The organism is Bacteroides sp. 3_1_23 (genome assembly GCF_000162555.1).
Lineage (GTDB): Bacteria > Bacteroidota > Bacteroidia > Bacteroidales > Bacteroidaceae > Bacteroides > Bacteroides ovatus.
The window spans coordinates 847,545-868,932 of sequence record NZ_GG774955.1 but is presented as its reverse complement, the minus strand read 5'-3'; the positions used below and the strand labels follow the sequence as shown (position 1 = coordinate 868,932).

The 21,388-nt window shown below is 43.7% G+C and carries 21 protein-coding genes and 1 pseudogene; 16 read left to right on the top strand and 6 right to left on the bottom strand.

Going from position 1 to position 21,388, the window contains the following annotated elements; all coding sequences use genetic code 11:
- Positions 1-486: pseudogene (gene hpt / locus HMPREF9010_RS03520) on the bottom strand (hypoxanthine phosphoribosyltransferase); the annotation flags it as partial.
- A 354-nt stretch (positions 487-840) separates the two neighbouring features.
- On the opposite strand from hpt, the gene HMPREF9010_RS03525 reads away from it, so the two are divergent.
- The 10 genes from HMPREF9010_RS03525 (at position 841) to HMPREF9010_RS03570 (ending at position 9,534) form a co-directional block, all read left to right on the top strand.
- The gene (locus tag HMPREF9010_RS03525) at positions 841-2,076 is read left to right on the top strand and encodes a site-specific integrase (protein ID WP_005790860.1); all 1,236 of its coding nucleotides are present in this window, start codon (positions 841-843) and stop codon (positions 2,074-2,076) included.
- 12 nt (positions 2,077-2,088) lie between these two features.
- Positions 2,089-2,451 carry a hypothetical protein gene (locus tag HMPREF9010_RS03530; protein WP_005790858.1) on the top strand — a complete coding sequence of 121 codons (363 nt, stop codon included), beginning with the start codon at positions 2,089-2,091 and terminating at the stop codon, positions 2,449-2,451.
- A 214-nt stretch (positions 2,452-2,665) separates the two neighbouring features.
- Entirely contained in the window at positions 2,666-3,997 is a 1,332-nt protein-coding gene (locus HMPREF9010_RS03535; protein WP_003013274.1) for a site-specific integrase, read from the top strand.
- Between the two features lie 4 nt (positions 3,998-4,001).
- On the top strand, positions 4,002-5,003 hold the full coding sequence (locus tag HMPREF9010_RS03540; protein WP_003013276.1) for a hypothetical protein: 1,002 nt from the start codon (positions 4,002-4,004) through the stop codon (positions 5,001-5,003).
- Positions 5,004-5,160: 157 nt separating this feature from the next.
- Positions 5,161-5,460, top strand: a complete 300-nt coding sequence (locus HMPREF9010_RS03545; RefSeq protein WP_003013280.1) for a helix-turn-helix domain-containing protein — start codon at positions 5,161-5,163, stop codon at positions 5,458-5,460.
- 83 nt (positions 5,461-5,543) lie between these two features.
- Positions 5,544-6,506, top strand: a complete 963-nt coding sequence (locus tag HMPREF9010_RS03550; protein WP_224200403.1) for an AAA family ATPase — start codon at positions 5,544-5,546, stop codon at positions 6,504-6,506.
- 70 nt (positions 6,507-6,576) lie between these two features.
- On the top strand, positions 6,577-7,530 hold the full coding sequence (locus HMPREF9010_RS03555) for a toprim domain-containing protein (RefSeq protein WP_005790855.1): 954 nt from the start codon (positions 6,577-6,579) through the stop codon (positions 7,528-7,530).
- Between the two features lie 70 nt (positions 7,531-7,600).
- Entirely contained in the window at positions 7,601-7,963 is a 363-nt protein-coding gene (locus HMPREF9010_RS03560) for a plasmid mobilization protein (protein ID WP_003013287.1), read from the top strand.
- On the top strand, positions 7,944-8,855 hold the full coding sequence (locus HMPREF9010_RS03565; RefSeq protein ID WP_003013289.1) for a relaxase/mobilization nuclease domain-containing protein: 912 nt from the start codon (positions 7,944-7,946) through the stop codon (positions 8,853-8,855). Before HMPREF9010_RS03560 ends, HMPREF9010_RS03565 begins: the two co-directional genes overlap by 20 nt.
- Before the next feature lie 4 nt (positions 8,856-8,859).
- A complete protein-coding gene (locus HMPREF9010_RS03570) occupies positions 8,860-9,534 on the top strand; it encodes a hypothetical protein (protein WP_003013290.1) in 675 nt (224 codons plus the stop codon).
- 296 nt (positions 9,535-9,830) lie between these two features.
- Here the strand turns inward: HMPREF9010_RS03570 and HMPREF9010_RS03575 are convergent, their stop codons facing one another.
- The 3 genes from HMPREF9010_RS03575 to tet(X1) form a co-directional block, all read right to left on the bottom strand.
- Positions 9,831-10,694, bottom strand: coding sequence for an aminoglycoside 6-adenylyltransferase AadS (locus HMPREF9010_RS03575; protein ID WP_003013318.1), 864 nt, complete (start codon positions 10,692-10,694; stop codon positions 9,831-9,833).
- Between the two features lie 175 nt (positions 10,695-10,869).
- A complete protein-coding gene (locus tag HMPREF9010_RS03580; RefSeq protein WP_008651082.1) occupies positions 10,870-12,036 on the bottom strand; it encodes a tetracycline-inactivating monooxygenase Tet(X2) in 1,167 nt (388 codons plus the stop codon).
- Between the two features lie 167 nt (positions 12,037-12,203).
- Positions 12,204-13,343: a tetracycline-inactivating monooxygenase Tet(X1) gene (gene tet(X1) / locus HMPREF9010_RS03585; RefSeq protein WP_005790841.1), complete on the bottom strand. Its 1,140-nt coding sequence runs from the start codon at positions 13,341-13,343 to the stop codon at positions 12,204-12,206.
- A gap of 305 nt (positions 13,344-13,648) precedes the next feature.
- Here tet(X1) and erm(F) point away from each other — a divergent pair, with 305 nt between their 5' ends.
- Both erm(F) and HMPREF9010_RS03595 read left to right on the top strand, forming a co-directional pair.
- Positions 13,649-14,449: a 23S rRNA (adenine(2058)-N(6))-methyltransferase Erm(F) gene (gene erm(F), locus HMPREF9010_RS03590; RefSeq protein WP_004331461.1), complete on the top strand. Its 801-nt coding sequence runs from the start codon at positions 13,649-13,651 to the stop codon at positions 14,447-14,449.
- Positions 14,450-14,686: 237 nt separating this feature from the next.
- Positions 14,687-15,526 carry a tyrosine-type recombinase/integrase gene (locus tag HMPREF9010_RS03595; protein WP_005790834.1) on the top strand — a complete coding sequence of 280 codons (840 nt, stop codon included), beginning with the start codon at positions 14,687-14,689 and terminating at the stop codon, positions 15,524-15,526.
- Between the two features lie 482 nt (positions 15,527-16,008).
- On the opposite strand, the gene HMPREF9010_RS03600 is transcribed toward HMPREF9010_RS03595, so the two are convergent.
- On the bottom strand, positions 16,009-16,311 hold the full coding sequence (locus HMPREF9010_RS03600) for a helix-turn-helix domain-containing protein (protein ID WP_005934579.1): 303 nt from the start codon (positions 16,309-16,311) through the stop codon (positions 16,009-16,011).
- Between the two features lie 31 nt (positions 16,312-16,342).
- Positions 16,343-16,642, bottom strand: coding sequence for a helix-turn-helix domain-containing protein (locus HMPREF9010_RS25735; RefSeq protein WP_006255804.1), 300 nt, complete (start codon positions 16,640-16,642; stop codon positions 16,343-16,345).
- A gap of 280 nt (positions 16,643-16,922) precedes the next feature.
- Here HMPREF9010_RS25735 and HMPREF9010_RS03610 point away from each other — a divergent pair, with 280 nt between their 5' ends.
- From HMPREF9010_RS03610 to HMPREF9010_RS03625, 4 genes are all read left to right on the top strand, one after another.
- Positions 16,923-17,279, top strand: a complete 357-nt coding sequence (locus tag HMPREF9010_RS03610) for a helix-turn-helix domain-containing protein (protein WP_005790828.1) — start codon at positions 16,923-16,925, stop codon at positions 17,277-17,279.
- 2 nt (positions 17,280-17,281) lie between these two features.
- Positions 17,282-17,632 carry a helix-turn-helix domain-containing protein gene (locus HMPREF9010_RS03615; protein WP_008651074.1) on the top strand — a complete coding sequence of 117 codons (351 nt, stop codon included), beginning with the start codon at positions 17,282-17,284 and terminating at the stop codon, positions 17,630-17,632.
- 20 nt (positions 17,633-17,652) lie between these two features.
- Positions 17,653-19,221 (top strand): DUF3945 domain-containing protein, encoded by a 1,569-nt coding sequence (locus HMPREF9010_RS03620; protein WP_005790824.1) that lies wholly within the window; start codon positions 17,653-17,655, stop codon positions 19,219-19,221.
- A gap of 61 nt (positions 19,222-19,282) precedes the next feature.
- Positions 19,283-21,370: a type IA DNA topoisomerase gene (locus HMPREF9010_RS03625; RefSeq protein WP_005790822.1), complete on the top strand. Its 2,088-nt coding sequence runs from the start codon at positions 19,283-19,285 to the stop codon at positions 21,368-21,370.
- The last annotated feature ends 18 nt before the right edge of the window (positions 21,371-21,388 follow it).

Sequence of the window (21,388 nt, the reverse complement as noted above, 5' to 3'; positions counted from 1 at the left end):
AATCCAGTCCGTAACCTACGATAAAGTCGTTCGGGATTTCCATTGCTACGTATTCGATGTTCAGATTGACCTTGAGTTTTCAGGCTTCACTAGCAGAGAAGCAATATGGATTGCTTCAGGGTTGCGTGTACCCAATGTATCCAACAGGCGTTGCATGGTTAGCCCGGTATCCACAATATCTTCTACAATAACTACTGTACGTCCGGCAATGTCTTCATTCAGTCCGATCACTTCCTTAATCACTCCGGTGGAAGTCACTCCCTGATAAGAAGCCAGTTTCACAAACGAAATCTCGCAAGGGATGGTGATGTGCTTCAACAAGTCGGCAGTAAACATAAATGAACCGTTCAACACACTAAGGAAGAGCGGATTCTTACCTGCCAAGTCGTGGTTGATTTCGTTCGCTACGCGAATCACTTCTTTCTGAATATCCTGTTCCTTAATAGAAACAGTGAACTGTTTGTCTTTTATCTGAATGGTATCCATAACCGGTAATTTTAAAAATAACCTTGCAAAGTTACTACAAAAAAGTGAAATGCGGAAAGATATAGTGATAGAATTGAGTTACAAGGGTTTTAGTTGAAGTGGCTATAATTCGTGAAGCCAGTACAATCACAGCAAAAGCCAAATCCTGACGCCACAACGTTACTTGTTCGTAACCATGCCCGATAATGCGACAAACGGGTATGGATGGCGAAACAAGACACTAAGGAATAGTGAGTTACCTACAACTCACGCAAAAAATTTGGTTACAGAAAAAGATTGCGCCGTTCCTCCCCGTTTTGCGTACCGACATCGGACTCTTCACCAACTAATTTTGAAACCAAAAAATTAAGGACGATGAAGAGTACATTTTCAGTCATCTACTACCTCAAGCGTCAGGTAGTGAAAAAGGACGGGACAGTTCCCGTCATGGGACGCATCACGGTGGACGGCAGCCAGACGCAGTTCAGCTGCAAACTGACTGTCGACCCGAAGCTGTGGGACACCAAAGGGGGACGTGTCACGGGCAGAAGCACGGCGGCACTTGAAACGAATCGTATGCTTGACAAGATGCGGGTGCGCATCAACAAGCACTATCAGGAAATCATGGAGCGTGACAACTTCGTCACGGCGGAGAAGGTGAAGAACGCCTTTCTCGGATTGGAACACCGCTACCACACGCTGATGCAGGTGTTCCGCCGGCACAACGAGGACTATGAGAAACAGGTGGAGGCTGGCATGAAAGCCAAAGGCACGCTGTTGAAGTACCGCACCGTTTACAAGCACCTGCAAGAGTTCCTCACCATCCGCTACCATGTGAAGGACATCGCCCTGAAAGAGCTTACCCCGGCTTTCATCTCCGACTTCGAGATGTTCCTGCGCACGGACAAGCACTGCTGCACCAATACCGTGTGGCTGTACGTCTGCCCGCTACGGACGATGGTGTTCATCGCCATCAACAACGAGTGGCTGACACGCGACCCGTTCCGCGAGTATGAAATCAAAAAGGAAGAAACGACACGCAGTTTCCTTACCAAAGAGGAAATACGCCTGTTGATGGAAGGCAAACTGAAAAACGCCAAACAGGAACTGTACCGCGACCTCTACCTGTTCTGCGCCTTCACCGGATTGTCATTCTCGGATATGCGCAACCTCACGGACGAGAATATCCGTACCTACTTCGACGAACACGAGTGGATAAACATCAACCGCCAGAAAACGGGTGTGGTGTCCAATATCCGCCTGCTTGACATCGCCAACCGCATAATCGGCAAATACCGGGGACTGTGCGGGGACGGCAGGATATTCCCCGTCCCGCATTATAACACGTGCCTTGCAGGTATCCGTGCCGTCGCCAAGCGTTGCGGCATCACCAAGCATATCACGTGGCATCAAAGCCGCCACACGGCAGCCACGACAGTTTTCCTTTCCAACGGCGTACCCATCGAAACGGTCAGCTCCATGCTCGGACACAAGAGCATAAAGACGACGCAGATTTACGCGAAGATAACCAAAGAAAAGCTCAATCAGGACATGGAGAACCTTGCGGCAAGGTTGAACGGCATCGAGGAATTTGCAGGTTGTACCATCTAAAAAAGAGAAGCCATGAAGCGAGACATAATCATCATAGAAGACAAGGCGGTCAGCGTAACCGGTAATGACGTGTGGATGACCGCCACCGAAATAGCCGGACTGTTCCATACGACCGTCCCGGCAGTGAACGCCGCCATCAAAGCCGTCCGCAAGTCGGACGTGCTGAACGACTACGAGGTGTGCCGCTACATGCAGCTTGAAAACAGGCTGTACGCGGATGTGTACGCACTTGAAATCATCATCCCGGTCGCTTTCCGACTGAACACCTACAACACCCACCTGTTCCGCACATGGCTGGTGAGAAAGGTACTCGCCAAAGAGAAACAGCAGGCATACGTTATGTTTATACCGAGCGGAAATGTTGGCTATTGTTGAAGATAAAGCCCCATTCTAAAAGTAAAAGCTACCTTAGAGGTAGCTTTTTTTGCGGCAGGGCGGGATTCGAACCGTTATCATATCTTACTTTTACTTTTCTTATTTTACTCTGATTATTAGGTATTTACAAATTTTATTACCTATCTTTACCTAACCTTACAAAGGTAAAATATGGTAATATTAAGCATTTCTGTCCGAAATATGTCCGAGAAATATGAAAGTGAATTTTTATTTAGATAAGCCCTATAATCCCGATATTTCGCCTGAAAAGGTCAAACAGGAATTGGCAAAGGTTGGAGGGAAAAAGAAGAACCTTGCACAAAAGTTCTGGAATCCATCGCCCACTGCACTGTATCTCTTCTTTTCACCGGATAAATCCTGTAGGATAAAATACAGGACAAACTATAAGATATTGCCCAAAAGTTGGGATTTTGAAAAGGAAAGGCTTAAACCAAGTGCCAGCGGAGCGTTGGAATTCAATGTTGAACTGAACAACCTTGCAAACTGCTGTACAAGGGAAGCAATGCGAAAAAAAGAAACAAACCAGTTTCTTTCCAAAGAGGATTATAAACAGATTGTACAGGACTGTATTGACAGGGACAATGCCGTCAATAGTGAAATATCCATTTCCCACCTGAAAACCCAGTTCCTTTCCTACAAATCCAATTTTGTCAAAGAGGGTACGTTAAAAGAATACCGGACAGTCTTTAAGGGATTGGAGGATTTTGAGAAGCATAAGGGAACAAAACTTATCCTTAGGGAAATGGACGGTAAATTTCTCGATCAGTTTGAGGTATTTCTAAGCAGGAAAAAGAACACGAACGATGGAGATAAAGAGGGCTTGCTGAATGACACCATCCACAAGTACATCTCCACGTTAAAGGTATTCCTAAAGTGGTGCAACGACAATGATTATTTGGTGCATCCCGATGTCTTCAAGACCCAGAAGACAAACTTTAAGAAGAAAGCCTACAATGAGATCATTGCCCTGTCAGAATCCGAAATACAGAAACTGATGAACCATGATCTTTCGGACAGACCCAGTCTGGAAAGGGTACGGGATCTGTTCTGTCTATTGTGCTACACAGGGCAAAGATTTGAGGATCTGATCAACTTTGACCCAAAGGACATAAAAAACAATGCTTGGGACTTCATTTCGGTAAAAGTCAAAAAAAGGGTGATCGTACCTTTTGAGGGGTATATTGCCCCAGCAAAGGATATCTTGGAGCGTATCGGTTACTCCGTGCCCAAGATATCCAACCAGAAGTTCAATGAATATATCAAAACTGTCGGCAAACTGGCAGGAATGGACGAAATCATAAAGATCACAAGGTATTCAGGTAAGCAAAAGCTGGTGATAGAAAAAAGGAAGTACGACTTCCTATCGAGCCATGTCGGCAGAAGATCAATGGTAACGAACCTATTGAGCAGGAACGTACCCATTACACTTGTGCAGAAACTGACCGCACATTCCGACATAAGGACTTTAATGAAATACGAATCGGCAAACACGGATTCGTTAATCGATGCACTGAACAAATTTTAAAATTATGAACAGTAAATATTTCAGAAGAAGAAAACCGTTTGACTTTGATCCGCATCCATTGGACGTGGGCGTCCCTTTTTCCAAGAACGATACGCATGCGGATGTACACTTTCTTATAAAAGTTCAGCGACTTCCAGAGAGTCAACTTGAAGATCTCTTTTTGCGCCACTTCAACTATTACAAAGCTGAATTCAACGATACTGACGGCAGAGAGTTTTTTAAAGAATTATGGCAGACTGTTAATTCCGAGCTAAAAAAGGAAAGAAGCAAATCACAGGAAAAGCTGTCGGCGACACAGAAAAGAAGAAACGACCTTAGAATACAGAAATTCCAGTATTTCATCGAGAATATCCTTCCCAAATATGACCGATGGAATTTCACGGTAAGTCTGTCAAAAAAATATGAGATAGTCAGCGAGCAACTATTGCAAGAAGTAAAGAGCAAAACTCAAATAGAATTCCAGCGGACACAGGAATTGATCGATTCGGCATTTACGAAACTTGCCAATTCATCCAATGCAAGTACAGAATCCAATATAAATACCATAAAAACTATTCTGGAGAACTATCTAGATTCGAACAAAGAGGAACAGGAAGAATTAAAAAAGCAATTCATCCAGAAACAAAATCTCGATCGTTTGCTAGCACAGTATAATACGACATTAAAAGAATTGGATGAATTTAAAGAACAGGTTAAAAAGCTCAAAAAAGAGAAATCCCGATTGAATTCCTTGGATCATCATAAAATCAATATACTGAACGGCGACAAACTTAATCTGATCGCGTTGTTTGATGAATTTATGAAAGCAAAGATAATAATCAACGGAAAAGCAGAAACATTCCTAGGGACTAACGCCCATATAACATGGGCAAAAATCATTTCCAATCATTTTTTGGAACATGATAAGCCAATTCCATTCGGAACAGTAGAGAACTATTTTTGTGACGGTAAACCCACCGACATTGACAATTCAGATCGCAAATTCAAAATTATTCCAATTGAATAGCCAGAAGATAAATCATACCACCCCCTTGCAGAGATGCCGTTCAAAATTCTGAACGGCATTTTTTGTGGTCTTGCTTGCCCAATTTTGTGTCAAGTTAATTAAACGAAGAAAGTGGCCATGACTTCGACATTCTTAAATTGATAAACATGAGCAAAGTATGATTACACTGGATCGAAATGCCCTTAGAGATTGTGTCAAGGATGCAGTTAGGGAAGAACTACAGGTTTTTATTTCAAAGGTTGGTAATATGGACGATCCTCCGCAAAAAAAGCAACCGACAAAACTAATGACCAAAAAGGAAATGGCAAACGAGCTTGATATTTCCCTTGTCAGCCTGACCGAATGGATGAAACAGGGGCGTATTCCCTATAAACGTATGGGAAAGCGCATTTACTTCAACAAAGAAGATGTTATGGCATCCATGACGAACTTCAACCATAACAAAGGAGGTAAATAATGATCTCGTTTAACCAGGACATAGCCACTGCATTGGATAGGGCTATAGTAAAAATAACAGATAAATTTTTAGAACCTCCGATCATGATAACAATCAGCAATTCCGATTCCGTTATCGGTACATTAGGAAATTTCAGCGCATCCACCGGAAAGGCCAAGAGTAGGAAAACATTCAATGTGATTTCATTGGTCGCTGCTGCATTGAGCGGAAAACAGATATTACAGTATAAGGTCAAAGTTCCCATAAACCGTCCATTGGTACTGTACTGCGATACGGAGCAGAGCAGATTCCATTGCCACAGGTTGATTTCAAGGGTTTACAAACTCATAAATTACCCGACAACGGAAGTCCATGAAAACCTAAAATTTATATCCCTGAGGGAATACCCCACTAAAGAGCGCATAAGTATCATCGAATATGCCCTGTCCAAATATGCGGGCAAAATATGTCTGGTCATCATAGACGGGATCAGGGATCTTGTTTACGACATCAATAATGCTACGGAAGCGACCGAAATTACCGGCAAGCTGATGAAATGGTCACAGGAGCTGAATATACACATCCATACCGTACTGCACCTAAACAAGGGTGATGACAACACCAGAGGGCATTTGGGGACAGAATTGAACAATAAGGCTGAATCCATATTACAGGTCACCAAAAGCGATCTGGATACAAACTACAGCACCGTGGCGCCAAAGTTCATCAGGGATATCGAGTTTGAGCCATTTACCTTTTTTATCGATGATGGTTTGCCCGTACTGGATGAGAACTTTGACCTGTCAGGTACAGTATCGAGAAAGGGATTCGACTATCAGGAGCTTTCCAAAGAGAACCATCGGGAAGTGTTACAGGAAATGTTCAACGGCAGTGAAATAACCTGCACATATGATGAATATGTTGGCAGATTACGGAATGCGTATCTGGCAAAGGGCTTCAATTTCGGCATCAATAAAGCCAAACAGCTGAAGACATTTCTGGAAAACAAACGGATGGTCATCAAAAACGATAAGACCTACCGGTTCAACCCTGAATTCTATTATTAAAAAACAGGTTTAGTTTAGTCCGCCCCTATATAGTAATAGACTAAACTAAACCTACTTTAAAATTAAGATTATGACATGTGATGAATTAAAGCGCATACCGCTCATATCCATATTAAATTATCTACAGATACCATGCGCAAGGATGAACAGCCGTGAAGCATGGTTTAAAAACCCATTCAATGGAGGAGACGAAAGAACGGCTTCGACAAAGTTGGATATCCATAGGAATATCTGGTACTCGCATTCGGAAGGATTCGGAGGAAATAACATTGACTTCCTGATGAAGTTTTTGGATACGGAAAACCTATCAACTGTTTTAGATTGGGCTGATGAAAGAAAAAATATCTTTTCTTTTCACCAGCAGACCGTATTGGATAAAGTACAGGTCATGCAACAAGAAAATGAACGCGCTTACACCATCCTTTCCGTTGAGCCTCTCGGAAACAAAGCTCTGACAGACTATCTGACCGACGTACGCAAAATAGATATTGAAATTGCCAGAGTATACTGTCAGGAAATCTATTACCGGACGGCAAAAGGACAGACGTACTTTGCCGCAAGTTTTAAGAATGATGCAGGTGGATACGAACTGCGCAACAGCTATGATAAACGCTCCCTATTGACAAAGGGGATCACCACGATCGATAACGGCAACAAAGATGTTGTTTTGTTTGAGGGCTTCACGGATCTGCTATCCTTTATGACGTTAAAAAAGAATGCAGGTAAGCCGTATCTAAATACGAACTTCTGTATCCTGAATACGACCGCCAATCTGCAAAAAGCATATCCATTCTTAGGGCGACATAACGGAATAACAAGCTATCTGGACACAGATAGCAGTGGTTTAAAATCGTACAACAGTTTGCGAAGCCATTTTGAAAAAACGCACACCGTAAAAAATGGAATGGAAGAATTGCAGAGGCAAGACAACAGGATCAAGGATGTCAATGACTATCTGATTTTCACATCATCCAAAGAACAGACCCAAAATATTCAATCGGGAAGAAAACTATCGAATAGGTAGGAAGCAAGGTTGTGTTTTGGTGACCCCAAAACCGATTGGCTCCCGATGGTCACAGCTAAAAAGAAACAAGATGAAAAATAACAAGAAAAAAGGCGGAAGACCCGCACTCGAAAATAAAAAACAGTTCAGGATCAATGTCCGTTTCGATGAAAGCGAACATAACAGAGTTTTGCATAATGCAAAAATTGCAGGTATGAGCAAATCGGAATGGGTACGCAAATCTGCGATCCTACGAAAAATTACACCTAGGTTTACCGAAGAACAATTGAAAGCTTTTAGGGCGATTACTGGGGCTTCGAACAATCTAAATCAGCTAACTAAAAAAGCACACCAGTCTGGACTGATTGAGGTGACACAGGAATGCAAAAATACGATCCATCACATTAACCATTGTATCAATAAACTACTGCACCATGATAGCGAAGATAATTGAGGGCCGATCTTTCGGCGGATGCGTTGGATACGCCCTGAAAAAAGATAGTGAGATTATCCATGTAAATGGATTACGGACGGATTCGGCAAAGACCATCACACAGGACTTTAATTTTCAGCGGATGCTGAATCCAAGATTGGGCAAGGCAGTCGGACACATTATTCTTTCGTGGAATACAGAAGATAAAAACAAGCTGAATAATGACATCATGCTATCCGCAGCTAAGCGTTATTTATCAAAATTAGATATTAGGGATACCCAATGCTTAATGGTGCGCCACCACGACCGCCAACATGATCATATCCATATTATTTTTAATCGGGTAAACGATCATGGCAAAACTATCTCCAATAGCAATCAGCGGTATAAGAGCTTTAAAGCTTGTAAAGAATTAAATGCATTATATGGCTTTAAGCAGTCCGAAGGAAAACGAAATGTCAACAGAGGTAGACTGAAAGGTAATGATCTAACGAAATACCAAATTTACGACACCGTCAAGGCAGGCATACGACACAGTAAAAACTGGAAGGAACTACAAAATTATATCCGTTACAGAGGTGTGGAAATGCAGTTTAAATATAGATTGGGGTCGGATGAGGTTCAAGGTATTTCGTTCATCAAAGATGAACAGACATTTCGGGGTTCTGCCATAGACCGCTCATTGAGCTTCGGACAGATCGACAAGGCTTTAAATAGCATAGATAATTCTATTGAACTAAATCAAATTACTGGAAGCTATGTTTCGAAGGATCATTCTATAGACAGAAATATCGGAGAAACACTTGGTCACATAACATCAGCTTTATTTTCGAACCCCGAAATTACACCAGAGCAAGATGATCCGTTGATCAAGAAAAGAAAAAAGAAAGAGAATTACGGACTAAAACGTTAATACCATGAACACAGAATTAGAAAATATACAGCAACAGGTAAGCGCATTGCAGGAAAACACAGACTTGATCACGCAGGATATTGTACGAATAATGCCTACAATTGTCTCCCTACTTTCTGAAAATGAAAAGAAAATGCAGGAATTTCATGAAATGCGAGCAAAGGATCAGGAACTACTACAACAGATCAAGCAATTTATTAAAAGAGAAAACGATGTACTATCTAAGATCATTAACGATTATGGGACACTTCAGGATGTAGCTAATGAAATCTCCACAATAACTAGACAGGAATTAGCTGTATTAACAATCAAAGAAAAAGACATTGTTTCAAAGATAGCTGAAATTCCTGATCAGGTCATTGTAAAACATCATTACGGCATTGATCTCAAATCAACACCTCTGATCATTGTTATGATAGCATTATCTACCATTATTTCGCTAGGTCTCGGTGTTCTATACGAGAAGAACAAACAATTAGACGATAGAAAATCGTATGAAATGCGTTACCGAATGATAGAATTGGAGCTACCGCATGTAACATCGCATATCGATTCTACTCATTCTCTTAACCCTAAGAAATTCCATAATTTGGTGATTAAAAGAGAGGAAGAAAATAAACTATTAAACAGTATAGACCAAAAACGTCAGGAGATCAAAAACTTAAACAGTCCTGAATAACGGCTCGGCGACTTGGCGAAGTAGCGAAGCTGTATCGAAGATACAAAAGCGGAGCTATTTAGCCAAGTCGCTTGTTGTAAGCAGTCCGCGAAGCGGCGGCTTACGGCAAGCGACGTAAGTCGCCGAGCCATTGTTAGCAAGGAGCGCAGCGGATTGCTAACAACGTGCCGCGTATTGGCGATGGGCGGGATTTTTAGCACTGAACTTTAATCGAAGAACAGAAGTTGAATTTTGCACTTCCGTTGATACGAAGCCGTTCAGCCCGCCTATTGCCAATACGATGTTGTACGACGTAGTTATGTTTTGGGTTTTAGTCCAGCTAAATATTTTCGTATGTCATTTTCTAATTTATCCGGGTATTTGTACTCTAATTTTTTTGACAATTCAGTTCCTATTTCTGAAACTAAATCAGTCATTGAAAATAGAGCAGTCCAATTTTCCTTTATATCGCTCCCTGAAAATGTTTGTTCTGTTTTAGCCCACATTTCCTGGTTAAGATACTTTTTGAAAAGTCGTCCATATTTATTGGTCGTTATGTTCCAATTGTGTTCACTTGCAATGTGCCATTCAATTAAAGGAATTAGATATTCTGTGCGAATAACGGTTTCCGACATAAATTTCGCATAGAATATTTCATCTCTCACAAGACACTTTGCCACGTAAGTTGTGTCCCACCAAAAATCGTTTATTAGATTTTGAAACTCTTTTTCAGACGGTTTTTTGATAATGGAAATTTGATAAGTTGGTTTCAGCATTTGCTTTGTAATACCATCTTTATCAATTAAAATTTTATAACCAATATCCCAATCTTCTGGTAATTCTTTCTCTTGCGTTTCCTTTATAAATTTTGATTTGCTGTAAAGTTTAAAATCTACTTTCACACCGTCTTCATAAAGTAGCATTTTCATTGCGTGTTTATGGTTAAAACAACTTTCGTCTTCTTCAATCATAGCAATTGGATTTCCGAATTTAAGCGTCCAGCTTTTGTCTGAAATGTAATTTGTATTATCCTCAAAAACAAATTCAATGTCTAAATCACTAAATTCGTCAACAAGTGCTAAAGGATTTACAAGTGAACTTGTCAGAAGAAGAACTCTTACATCTTCGTTTTTCTCCGACCATTCTATAATTGTTCTTAACTTTTCTTCTCTGACTTTCATTTTGTTTGGTTCGGTTTTACTATGTCGTACAACGTTTGGCAAATTGGCGATGGAGCCGACTTTTAGCACAAATGTTGAATAGAATTACTAATCTTCAACATTGCACAAAAGTTCAATAGAAGTACTTCACCGGCTCTATTGCCAATTTGTTTGTTATGTGCCGTTTTATTCCATTTTATACATTTAACAATTGCTGAAACGTAAAGTCGGGTTTAAACATTTCAATTTCGTTTTGAGTTGATTCTTCTTGTGCTTCTTTGCCATAGATAAACATTTGCTGTTCATAATTTTTAACAGCCTCTTCAATGCTATTAAATTTTCCATCGGCTAGATTATCAGACAATATCAAGGCATCCACCAACCCACTATTTACTCCCTGCCCTGCAAAAGGCGGCATCAAATGTGCGGCATCCCCAATCATTGTTATGGGTAATGGGCGCTTGCTTTTCCAAGGCTTTTCTAAAGGAAATATCCGTGTAGCCAATCCTACAAATGACAACGTCGTATGAATCAATTCTTTGTAGCGTTCGTCCCAATCGGAAAATTCTTTCAGAAGAAAATCAACGACACTATTTCTGTTTTGAAAATCTACCTGCGTTTGGTTTTTCCATTCATCAGGTGTTTTAAAACTTATTCCAAAATGCAATGCACCATTATTATTGGGGTTAGCAAATAATAAATTACCTTGGTGAGATGCCATTAGCCGGTTTCCATTGCATAGCTGAAAAAATCCAGGACAGTTTATCTCTGGTTGATGAATATCGGCTTGTATATTGAAAGTACCTGTTTCTTCAACTTCCGTGTCGGTAACAAATTTTCTTACCTTGGACATCCCGCCATTGGCAAGAATAACCAAATCTGCTGTTTCACTCGGTTTATTCTCAAAAGTTAGTGTCCACTTCTTCTTACCAGGTTCAAGCATAACAAGTTTTCTATCCCAAATAACCGTGTCGTTTTCTAAACTATTCAACAAGATAGCCCTTAAGTCATTTCTGTTTATTTCAGGATTGTCAAATCGATTTTCGGGCTTTACATTTTTTGTGGATAAAATATTGCCTTTTTCATCAGCAATATTTACACCCATTGGTAAGGCTAAGTCATAATAAGTTTGTAACAATCCCGCTTTTTTCATTGCTTCCTGACCTGAACCTTTGTGTAGGTCAAGGGTTCCACCAAAAATTCTTGCCTCTCGGTCGTTGTCTCTTTCGTAAACTGAAACGTCTATGCCGTTTTGCTGTAATAATTTTGCCATAGTCAGTCCAACGGGTCCACCACCAATTATTGCAACGTTCTTATCACTAAGTAAATTCATTTGTTTGTCTGTATCTATTCGCATTGTCATTCAAAAATGGCACATAACGTCCGGCGGCTTGACGCAGGGCGGGTTTTTACCACTACCTTTCAATCGAAGCCGATACCGTAAAATTAGAAAAAATGTTCAATCGAAGACGTTTACCCCGCCTTGCGTTTCAAGCCGATTGTTGTGGGCTGTTTTTTTTGTCTGTCGAGTTATACATTCATTAGCTGTTGAAAAGTAAAGCTCGGATTTCGCATTTCTATTTCATTCTTTGTCGAGTCCGCTTGTGCTTCTGTTGCGTAAACAAACATTCGTTGTTCATAGTCATCAATAGCACTTTGTATCGTTCCAAATTTCCCGTTTGTAAGATTTTCTGACAAAATCAAAGCGTCCATTAGTCCAATGTTTACGCCCTGCCCTGCAAAAGGTGGCATTAGGTGAGCTGTGTCGCCAATTAAAGTTATGGGTAACGGACGATTACTCTTCCAAGGCTTTTTGTCTAGCGGAAATATTTTTATTGTTAAACCAACGAAAAAAGTTGTTGAACGAATTAACTCCTTGTATTCATTGCTCCAATTTGAAAACCTGTTTGTCAAGAACTCGGAAACGCTTTTTGTGTCCTTAAAATCTAATCCTTTTCCATTATTCCATTCTTCAGGCTTTTTGAAAATGACACCGTAAGTTAACATTCCGTTGTTAAATGGATTCGCAACTAATAAATTCCCTTGATGTGCGGTCATTAGTCTATTGTTGTTGCACAACTTATAAAATTCAGGGCAGTTCGTTTCTGGTTCAGGAATGTCGCCCTGAATAATAAAAGTACCTGTTTCTTCGACTTCATTATCTGAAACAAAATTTCTTATTTTAGACATTCCACCATTGGAAACAATAATAAAGTCGGCCAATGCAGTTGGCTTATTTTCAAAATGTAGCAGCCATTTTCCGTTTTCTTGTTCAAGCCCAATAGATTTTCTATCCCAAACAACTGTGTCATTTTTCAAGCTGCCAAGCAACATTTTTCGCAACGCGTTTCTATTTATTTCGGGGTTGTCAAACTTATTTTCGAGTGTCGGGTTTCTTGTTGCTATAATGTTACCCTTCTCATCAGCAAAGTTTACGCCCATAGGTAGCGCCAAATCATAGTAGGTTTGCAACAATCCTACTTTTTTCATTGCTTCTTGTCCTGAATTTTTGTGAAGGTCAAGCGTTCCGCCCCAAACTCGTGCTTTTGGGTTTTCATCTCTTTCGTAAACGGTAATGTCAATACCGTTTTGTTGTAACAAGTTTGCCATTGTTAGTCCAACTGGTCCGCCACCGATAATTGCAACTTTTTTATTGTTTAATAAACTCATATTTCGATAGTCATTTGATGTTTGTCGTGTCGTGTGCAAAATAGCCCACAACGGTTCTCAGCTATACGCAGGCAGGGATTTTAACCACTGAACTTCCTACGAAGAACTGAACTTCAAATTTACCACTTCACTGTCATAGAAGCACGAAACCCCTGCTTGCGTATAGGTGATGTTATGCTGTCGGCTTTCATTTTTTCTTCTTTCTCGTTAATTTATCGAGCAAAGTTACTAAATTTGCCGTTGTATAATTATAAAAGAATATCTCTGTGATTTGAATTCAAGTATTCACCTGTAAGAAGTTACTAATGACAAAAAAGAAATTGCCCGTTCGTTTTACGGGTCAGCACTTTACTATTGATAAAGTGCTAATAAAAGATGCAATAAGACAAGCAAATATAAGTAATCAGGATACGGTTTTAGATATTGGGGCAGGCAAGGGGTTTCTTACTGTTCATTTATTAAAAATTGCCAACAATGTTGTTGCTATTGAAAACGACACAGCTTTGGTTGAACATTTACGAAAATTATTTTCTGATGCCCGAAATGTTCAAGTTGTCGGTTGTGATTTTAGGAATTTTGCAGTTCCGAAATTTCCTTTCAAAGTGGTGTCAAATATTCCTTATGGCATTACTTCCGATATTTTCAAAATCCTGATGTTTGAGAATCTTGAAAATTTTCTGGGAGGTTCCATTGTCCTTCAGTTCGAACCTACACAAAAGTTATTTTCAAGGAAGCTTTACAATCCATATACCGTTTTCTATCATACTTTTTTTGATTTGAAACTTGTCTATGAGGTAGGTCCTGAAAGTTTCTTGCCACCGCCAACTGTAAAATCAGCCCTGTTAAACATTAAAAGAAAACACTTATTTTTTGATTTTAAGATTAAAGCCAAATACTTAGCATTTATTTCCTGTCTGTTAGAGAAACCTGATTTATCTGTAAAAACAGCTTTAAAGTCGATTTTCAGGAAAAGTCAGGTCAGGACAATTTCGGAAAAATTCGGTTTAAACCTTAATGCTCAAATTGTTTGTTTGTCTCCAAGTCAATGGTTAAACTGTTTTTTGGAAATGCTGGAAGTTGTCCCTGAAAAATTTCATCCTTCGTAGTTCAAAGTCGGGTGGTTGTCAAGATGATTTTTCTGGTTTGGTGTCGTCTTTTAAGCTGCCGCATAACAACATCTGTTTTAACGAAACGAATATACGGAAAATTTCGCTTAACCAACCCTATATACGTGTTTCGTTATTTGACTTTTCTTTCTACATAAGATATTGATATATTTGTATTTAAAAAATAAAACCGCACAAATAGCGAAACAAAATATTATAAAATACTATTTCCCTGATATGAATAGCGAAATCATACTTGAAACCTTCGAAAAGAGATTGCTGATGCAGAGATATGCTGGCAATACCATTAGATCGTACAAGGATTACGCTAGTATATTTCTTAAACATGTTAGTAAATATCCCTCCCTTGAAGAAATTCCACTGTCAGATATTGAGGCGTTTATAAACGAAAAAGTTCAAAATGGGAAAATTAGTGTTTCCTATCAAAAAGGATTAGTGGGCGCAATCAAGAAGATGTACGAACTGATATTGGACAAAAAAATCCAACTGGATTACTTATACCCGAAACGCTCATTTTCTAAATTACCTAAATTCTTTTCAAAAGAAGAAGTAAGAAATATTCTCGATAACACTCAAAATCTAAAACACAAGGCTATTCTGATGACAATCTATAGTTGTGGACTACGTCTTAGCGAACTGTTGAATCTCAAAATCAAAGACATAAAATCTTCCGATGGAATTATCAGAATCCATCAAAGCAAAGGTAATAAAGATCGGATTGTATCATTACCAGACAAATTGCTGGCGACTTTGAGACATTATTATCAAGCATTCAAGCCAAAGGAGTACCTCTTCGAAGGTGAGAAGGGTGGCAAGTATAGCGAACGAAGTGTACAGTTGATTCTGAAAAAAGCATTGATCAAAGCAAATGTTCAGTCGGAAGGCTCTGTACATACTGGGCGACATTCTTATGCCACACATTTAATCCAATCAGGTATCGATATCCGAATTGTAAAAGAGTTATTGGGTCATGAAAATATAAAAACGACTATGATCTACACTCATATCACTGACATAGACAAGCAAAAGACTCCTAGCCCTCTTGATTTTTTATAAGAATAAGATGAACTTTTCACGCTCTATAGAAACAAGCATTATGTTCCAATCATTCTTTAAGAAGGGTTATTCTTCTAGCTTAACTTAACTTTGCTTAGGTTATTGAATAATCAATATTCAGATATAATTTGTCCGAAATGTGTCCGAAAAAAGAAAAAGCCACTGATTATCAGTGGCTTTTGTCGGGGTGGCAGGATTCGAACCCTTGGAGCCTTCATCGCAATATATGGTTACACTTGCTATCCTCATATGAACTTTCCTGTTTCGGCCTGCCGCTACAGCCCCTACCGCCTTCATTATAGTTTTTGTCATACTTAAAGCCCCCCTTTCCCAACGTATTAAAGAATGAAACTGCTCCCAGAACGAGCTGGAAGTACGATGGCATTGGAAACCCAAGCGCACATGAGATTGAGCAAGTGATTACGACTAAGCGTAAACAGATTGCAAAAGTAATCTTTTTATTTCTAACTACAAAATCAACATCATAACGGCTTGCGGTAGTTCGCTTCCAGCACCTCGCGCAGCACCGTTTCCGGGTAAAGCACCTTCCCTCCCAAAAGGATAAAGGGCAACACGCGGTTGTTGCGGTATTCTTGCAAGGTGCGTCGGCTCACACGGAGCAGTTCCGACACCTCGCCGTCCGTCAGGTAACGCTCCCCGTCCAACGGAGGACGGTAACTTTCCAGAAATGCGGACAGCCATTTCGAGCCTTTGCGCATATTCTGCATAACAGAGGCTATCGGCTCGTCTTCCATTGTAAAAACATCGTTGTTCTCGTTCATCATAACTTCGGATTCAGTGGGTGAATAAATCAAATCATCTGCCGTGCGGATAGAGCGTGCCGACAAGCGGTATCAGCCGCTTCACCTCCTCCGGCTTGTAATAGAACCTGCGGTTTATCTGCGAGTAGCCGATAAGCCGCCTGTCGCGCAGCGTCTGCAACGTGCGCGGGCTTATTCTCAACTGCCCGCAGACCTCCTCGCCCGTGAGCCATCTTTCCATGCGCCCTGTGTCGCTTTTGCGCCTCAGGGCGGCGACCTTCTCCGAAAGTGCGCCGAACGCCGCCATCATCATCTCGAAGGTCTTTTTCTCGATAGATACTATTTCCATATTCATGCAATTATCGGTTTGCCCGCAAAGGTAACGGTACGGTTCCGAACACGTGCCGTTTTCCGCTGAAAGGCTGCCTGTTGCGCCGTTTGACCGGGTTACGGAGCCATCTTCCGGAAAAATCTTACGTGAGTCACGTAGTGAGTTGTTAAAGCCCCCTTCGTTTATTGCCGAATTTTGCCGCAGAAACATAGAGCAAGCCGAGTGCAGAGCGTCAAGCTTGCTTGAACGGTATGCCGAGGCGCAGCCTATGTTCATGAAAATAAACAAAAAGAAAGGACTGAATATGAAAGTGATAACAATGGAAAGTTCCGTATTTCGGTCATTGACGGAACAGATAGCGGAGATTGCGGCACACGTCCGTGCCGTCTCCGGCGACAAGAGAGCGGCATCGCCCGACAGGTTGCTTACCACACGCGAGGCGGCGCACCTGCTTAACGTGAGTACCCGCACCCTCCAGCGTATGCGCAGCGAGCAACGCATCGGCTATGTCGTGCTTCGTGGCAAATGCCGCTACCGACAGTCTGAAATCGACCGCCTGCTTGATGAATGTACCGTCAACGAGGACGCCGCGACACCGCAGGAGCTGAAACGCAACCACACGCTACGAACGGGAGGCACACCCAAAGGAAGGAGGACATAGCTATGGAACTGCTCACACGAAACAACTTCGAGAGCTGGATGCAGAAGCTGATGGAACGGCTCGACCGTCAGGACGAACTGCTGCTGGCGATGAAGGCGGAGGAACGACAGCCCGCCCTCACGGAAAGCATCCGCCTTTTCGACAATCAGGACTTGTGCATGTTGCTCCAGATAAGCAAGCGCACCCTGCAACGCTACCGCAGCGTCGGCGCATTGCCCTACAAGACACTGGGCAAGAAGACCTATTACAGCGAGGAGGACGTGCTGGAGTTCCTTTCCAACCATGTCAAGGAGTTCAAAAAGGAAGATATAGCCTTCTACAAGGCTCGTATCCATAATTTCTTTCATAAATAACCCATTAAAACATTTTTCAGATGGCAAAGAAAAAAGACGAAAAGGACGTGCTGGTAGTCCGTGACGAGAAGACGGGCGAGATCAGCGTGGTAACCGGGCTGAACGCGGACGGCACACCCAAGCGCACCCCCGCGAAAGCGGAGAACGCGCAGAGTTTCCTGCAATTCGACCGACACGGTGACGTGCTGGACAACTTCTTCAAGAACTTCTTCCGGCAGTGCAAGGAACCCAGTCGCTTCGGTTTCTACCGCATCGCGGCAGACCAAGCCGAAAATCTTTTGGAGGTGATGAAGCAACTGCTGAAAGACCCCGAAGCGAACAAGGAGCTACTCGCCCCTCACAAGGTGGACACCTCCGGTTATGAGAAGAAGGTGCAGGAAGAGATGGCGGCACAACAGACAGAGAAACAAGAACCTCAAAAACAGGAAAACATGGAACAACAGAAAGAACAGCAGGAAAGCCCGCAACAGACGCAGGGCAAACGGGGCTACCAGCCCATCGACGAGAGCAAAATCAACTGGCAGGAACTGGAGGACAGATGGGGCGTGAAGCGAGACGACCTTGAAAAGTCCGGCGACCTTACGAAGATGCTCCACTACGGCAAGTCCGACTTGGTGAAGGTCAAGCCCACCTTCGGCGGCGAATCATTCGAGCTGGACGCCCGCCTCTCCTTCAAGAAGGACGGTGAGGGAAATGTCAGCCTCGTGCCGCACTTCATCCGCAAGGAGCAGAAGTTAGATGAGTACAAGGAACACAAATTCTCCGACGATGACCGGAAGAACCTGCGCGAAACGGGCAACCTCGGCAGGGTCGTGGACATTGAGGACAGGGAAACGGGCGAAATCATCCCCTCCTACATCAGCATCGACCGCAAGACGAATGAAATCACGGACATTCCGGCAAACAAGGTGCGCATCCCGGAGCGCATCGGCAAGACGGAAATCACCAAACAGGAGCAGGACATGCTCCGCGCCGGACTGCCCGTGCGCGACAAGCTCATCGAGCGCAACGACGGCAGGAAGTTCGTCACCACCCTTCAAGTGAACGTGGAGCAGCGCGGCGTGGAGTTCGTGCCGGGAACCGGAAGGTCGCCCCGTACCGCACAGACGCAGGAAGCCAAAGGTGACACCTCGAAAAGTCAGGCGCAAGGCGGGGAAAATGCCGCACAGACCAAGAAGGAGCAACGCCGCAACACGTGGATGAACGAGGACGGCAGCATCCGCCCCATCAGCAAATGGAGCGGCGTGAACTTCACCGACAAGCAGAAAGCCGACTACGTGGCGGGTAAAGCCGTGAAACTGGAGAACGTGACCGACAAGCAGGGCTTCCATGCCACGATGTATATCAAGTTCAACCCGGAGAAGGGCCGCCCGTACCGCTACGAAACGAACCCCGACAACGCCCAGCAGGTCGCCCCGTCCAACGAGAGCCGCACACAGGTGGCGGTGAACAACGAGGGCAAAACCAACGAGGCGACAAAGAACCTGAAAGAGCCTTTGCAGAAAGGTCAGACCGCCCCGAAGGACGACCGCCAGCAACAGCAGCAGGAGAAGCCGAAAAAGAAGAACAACAAAGGCATGAAAATGTAATCCCGTGTCCGCCACTGAATCCAAAATAAAATCCAAAGTATCAACAAAAAAGCAAGAAAACATGAAGACAATCATTGCAGAAAAGCCCTCCGTGGCACGTGAAATCGCCCGCATCGTGGGCGCGACAAAGAGAGAGGAAGGATATTTCGAGGGAGGCGGCTATGCCGTGACATGGGCATTCGGACACCTCGTTCAGCTTGCCATGCCCGACGGCTACGGCGTGCGCGGATTTGTCCGTGACAACCTCCCGATTATTCCCGACACATTCACGCTCGTCCCCCGTCAGGTCAGGACGGAGAAAGGTTACAAGCCCGACAGCGGCGTGGTGTCGCAGATAAAAGTCATCAAAAGACTGTTCGACACAAGCGAACATATCATCGTGGCGACCGATGCCGGACGCGAGGGAGAGCTTATCTTCCGCTACCTCTACCACTATACGGGTTGCACCACTCCTTTCGTGCGCCTGTGGATCAGCTCTCTCACCGACAAAGCTATCCGTGAGGGACTGCGGAAACTCGAAGACGGCAGCAAATACGACAACCTCTACCTCGCCGCCAAAGCGCGGAGCGAATCCGACTGGCTCGTGGGCATCAACGGCACACAGGCGTTATCCATCGCCGCCGGACACGGCACGTATTCCGTGGGGCGGGTGCAGACACCAACGTTGGCTATGGTATGTGAACGCTACTGGGAGAACCGCCGCTTTACGTCCGAAGCATTCTGGCTGCTCCATATCGCAACGGACGGTTGCGACGGCGAAGTCGTGAAATTCTCATCCTCCGAGAAATGGAAAGAGAAAGAACCGGCGATGGAACTATATAATAAGGTAAAGGCGGCAGGTTGCGCCACTGTCACGAAAGCCGAGCGCAAGGAGAAGACGGAGGAAACTCCCTTGCTCTACGACCTGACCACGCTCCAGAAAGAAGCCAACGCCAAGCACGGCTTCACGGCGGAACAGACGCTTGAAATCGCGCAGAAACTCTACGAAAAGAAGTTGATAACCTATCCGAGAACGGGAAGCCGCTACATCCCCGAAGACGTGTTTGCCGAAATTCCCAAACTGCTCGCTTTCATCGGCACACAGCCCGAATGGAAAGACAAGGTGCGGGCAAAAGCCGCCCCGACACGCCGCAGCGTGGACGACGGCAAGGTGACAGACCACCATGCCCTGCTCGTCACGGGTGAGAAACCGCTCTTCCTCTCCAAAGAGGACAATACCATCTATCAGATGATTGCCGGGCGCATGGTCGAGGCATTCTCTGAGAAATGCGTCAAGGATGTGACCACTGTCACGGCGGAATGTGCCGGAGTGGAGTTTACCGTAAAAGGCAGCGTCGTGAAGCAAACCGGATGGCGTGCCGTCTATGGCGAGGAAAAAGAGGAAATTACCATCCCCGGCTGGCAGGAAGGCGACACGCTGACACCGAAAGGCTCGTCCATTACCGAAGGAAAGACCAAACCCAAGCCGCTGCATACCGAAGCCACCCTGCTCTCGGCAATGGAAACGGCGGGCAAGGAAATTGAGGACGACGCACTGCGGCAGGCGATGAAGGACTGTGGCATCGGTACTCCCGCCACACGCGCCTCCATCATCGAAACGCTTTTCAAGCGCGGTTACATGGAACGCTGCAAGAAGTCGCTTGTTCCCACCGAAAAAGGACTTGCCCTCAATTCCGTCGTCAAGACGATGCGCATCGCCGATGTTGCCATGACGGGCGAATGGGAAAAGGAGCTGGCGCGTATCGAGCGCGGGGAACTGTCCGCCGACACCTTCCGCAAGGAGATAGAGGCGTACACACGTGAGATAACCTCCGAACTGCTCTCGTGCGACAAGCTCTTCGGCAGCCGTGACTCCGGCTGCGCGTGTCCCAAGTGTGGCACGGGCAGGATGCGGTTCTACGGCAAGGTGGTACGCTGCGACAACACGGAGTGCGGACTGCCCGTGTTCCGGCTGAAAGCGGGACGCACCCTGTCCGACGATGAAATCAAAGACCTGCTCACCGAAGGGCATACCAAGCTGCTCAAAGGGTTCAAGAGCAAACAGGGCAAGAGTTTCGATGCTGTTGTCGCCTTTGACGGGGAATATAACACGACTTTTGTGTTCCCGGAGGCTAAAAAGGGCAAGAAATTTTCAGGACGGAAGAAATAGTATTAACTTTGCCACTTG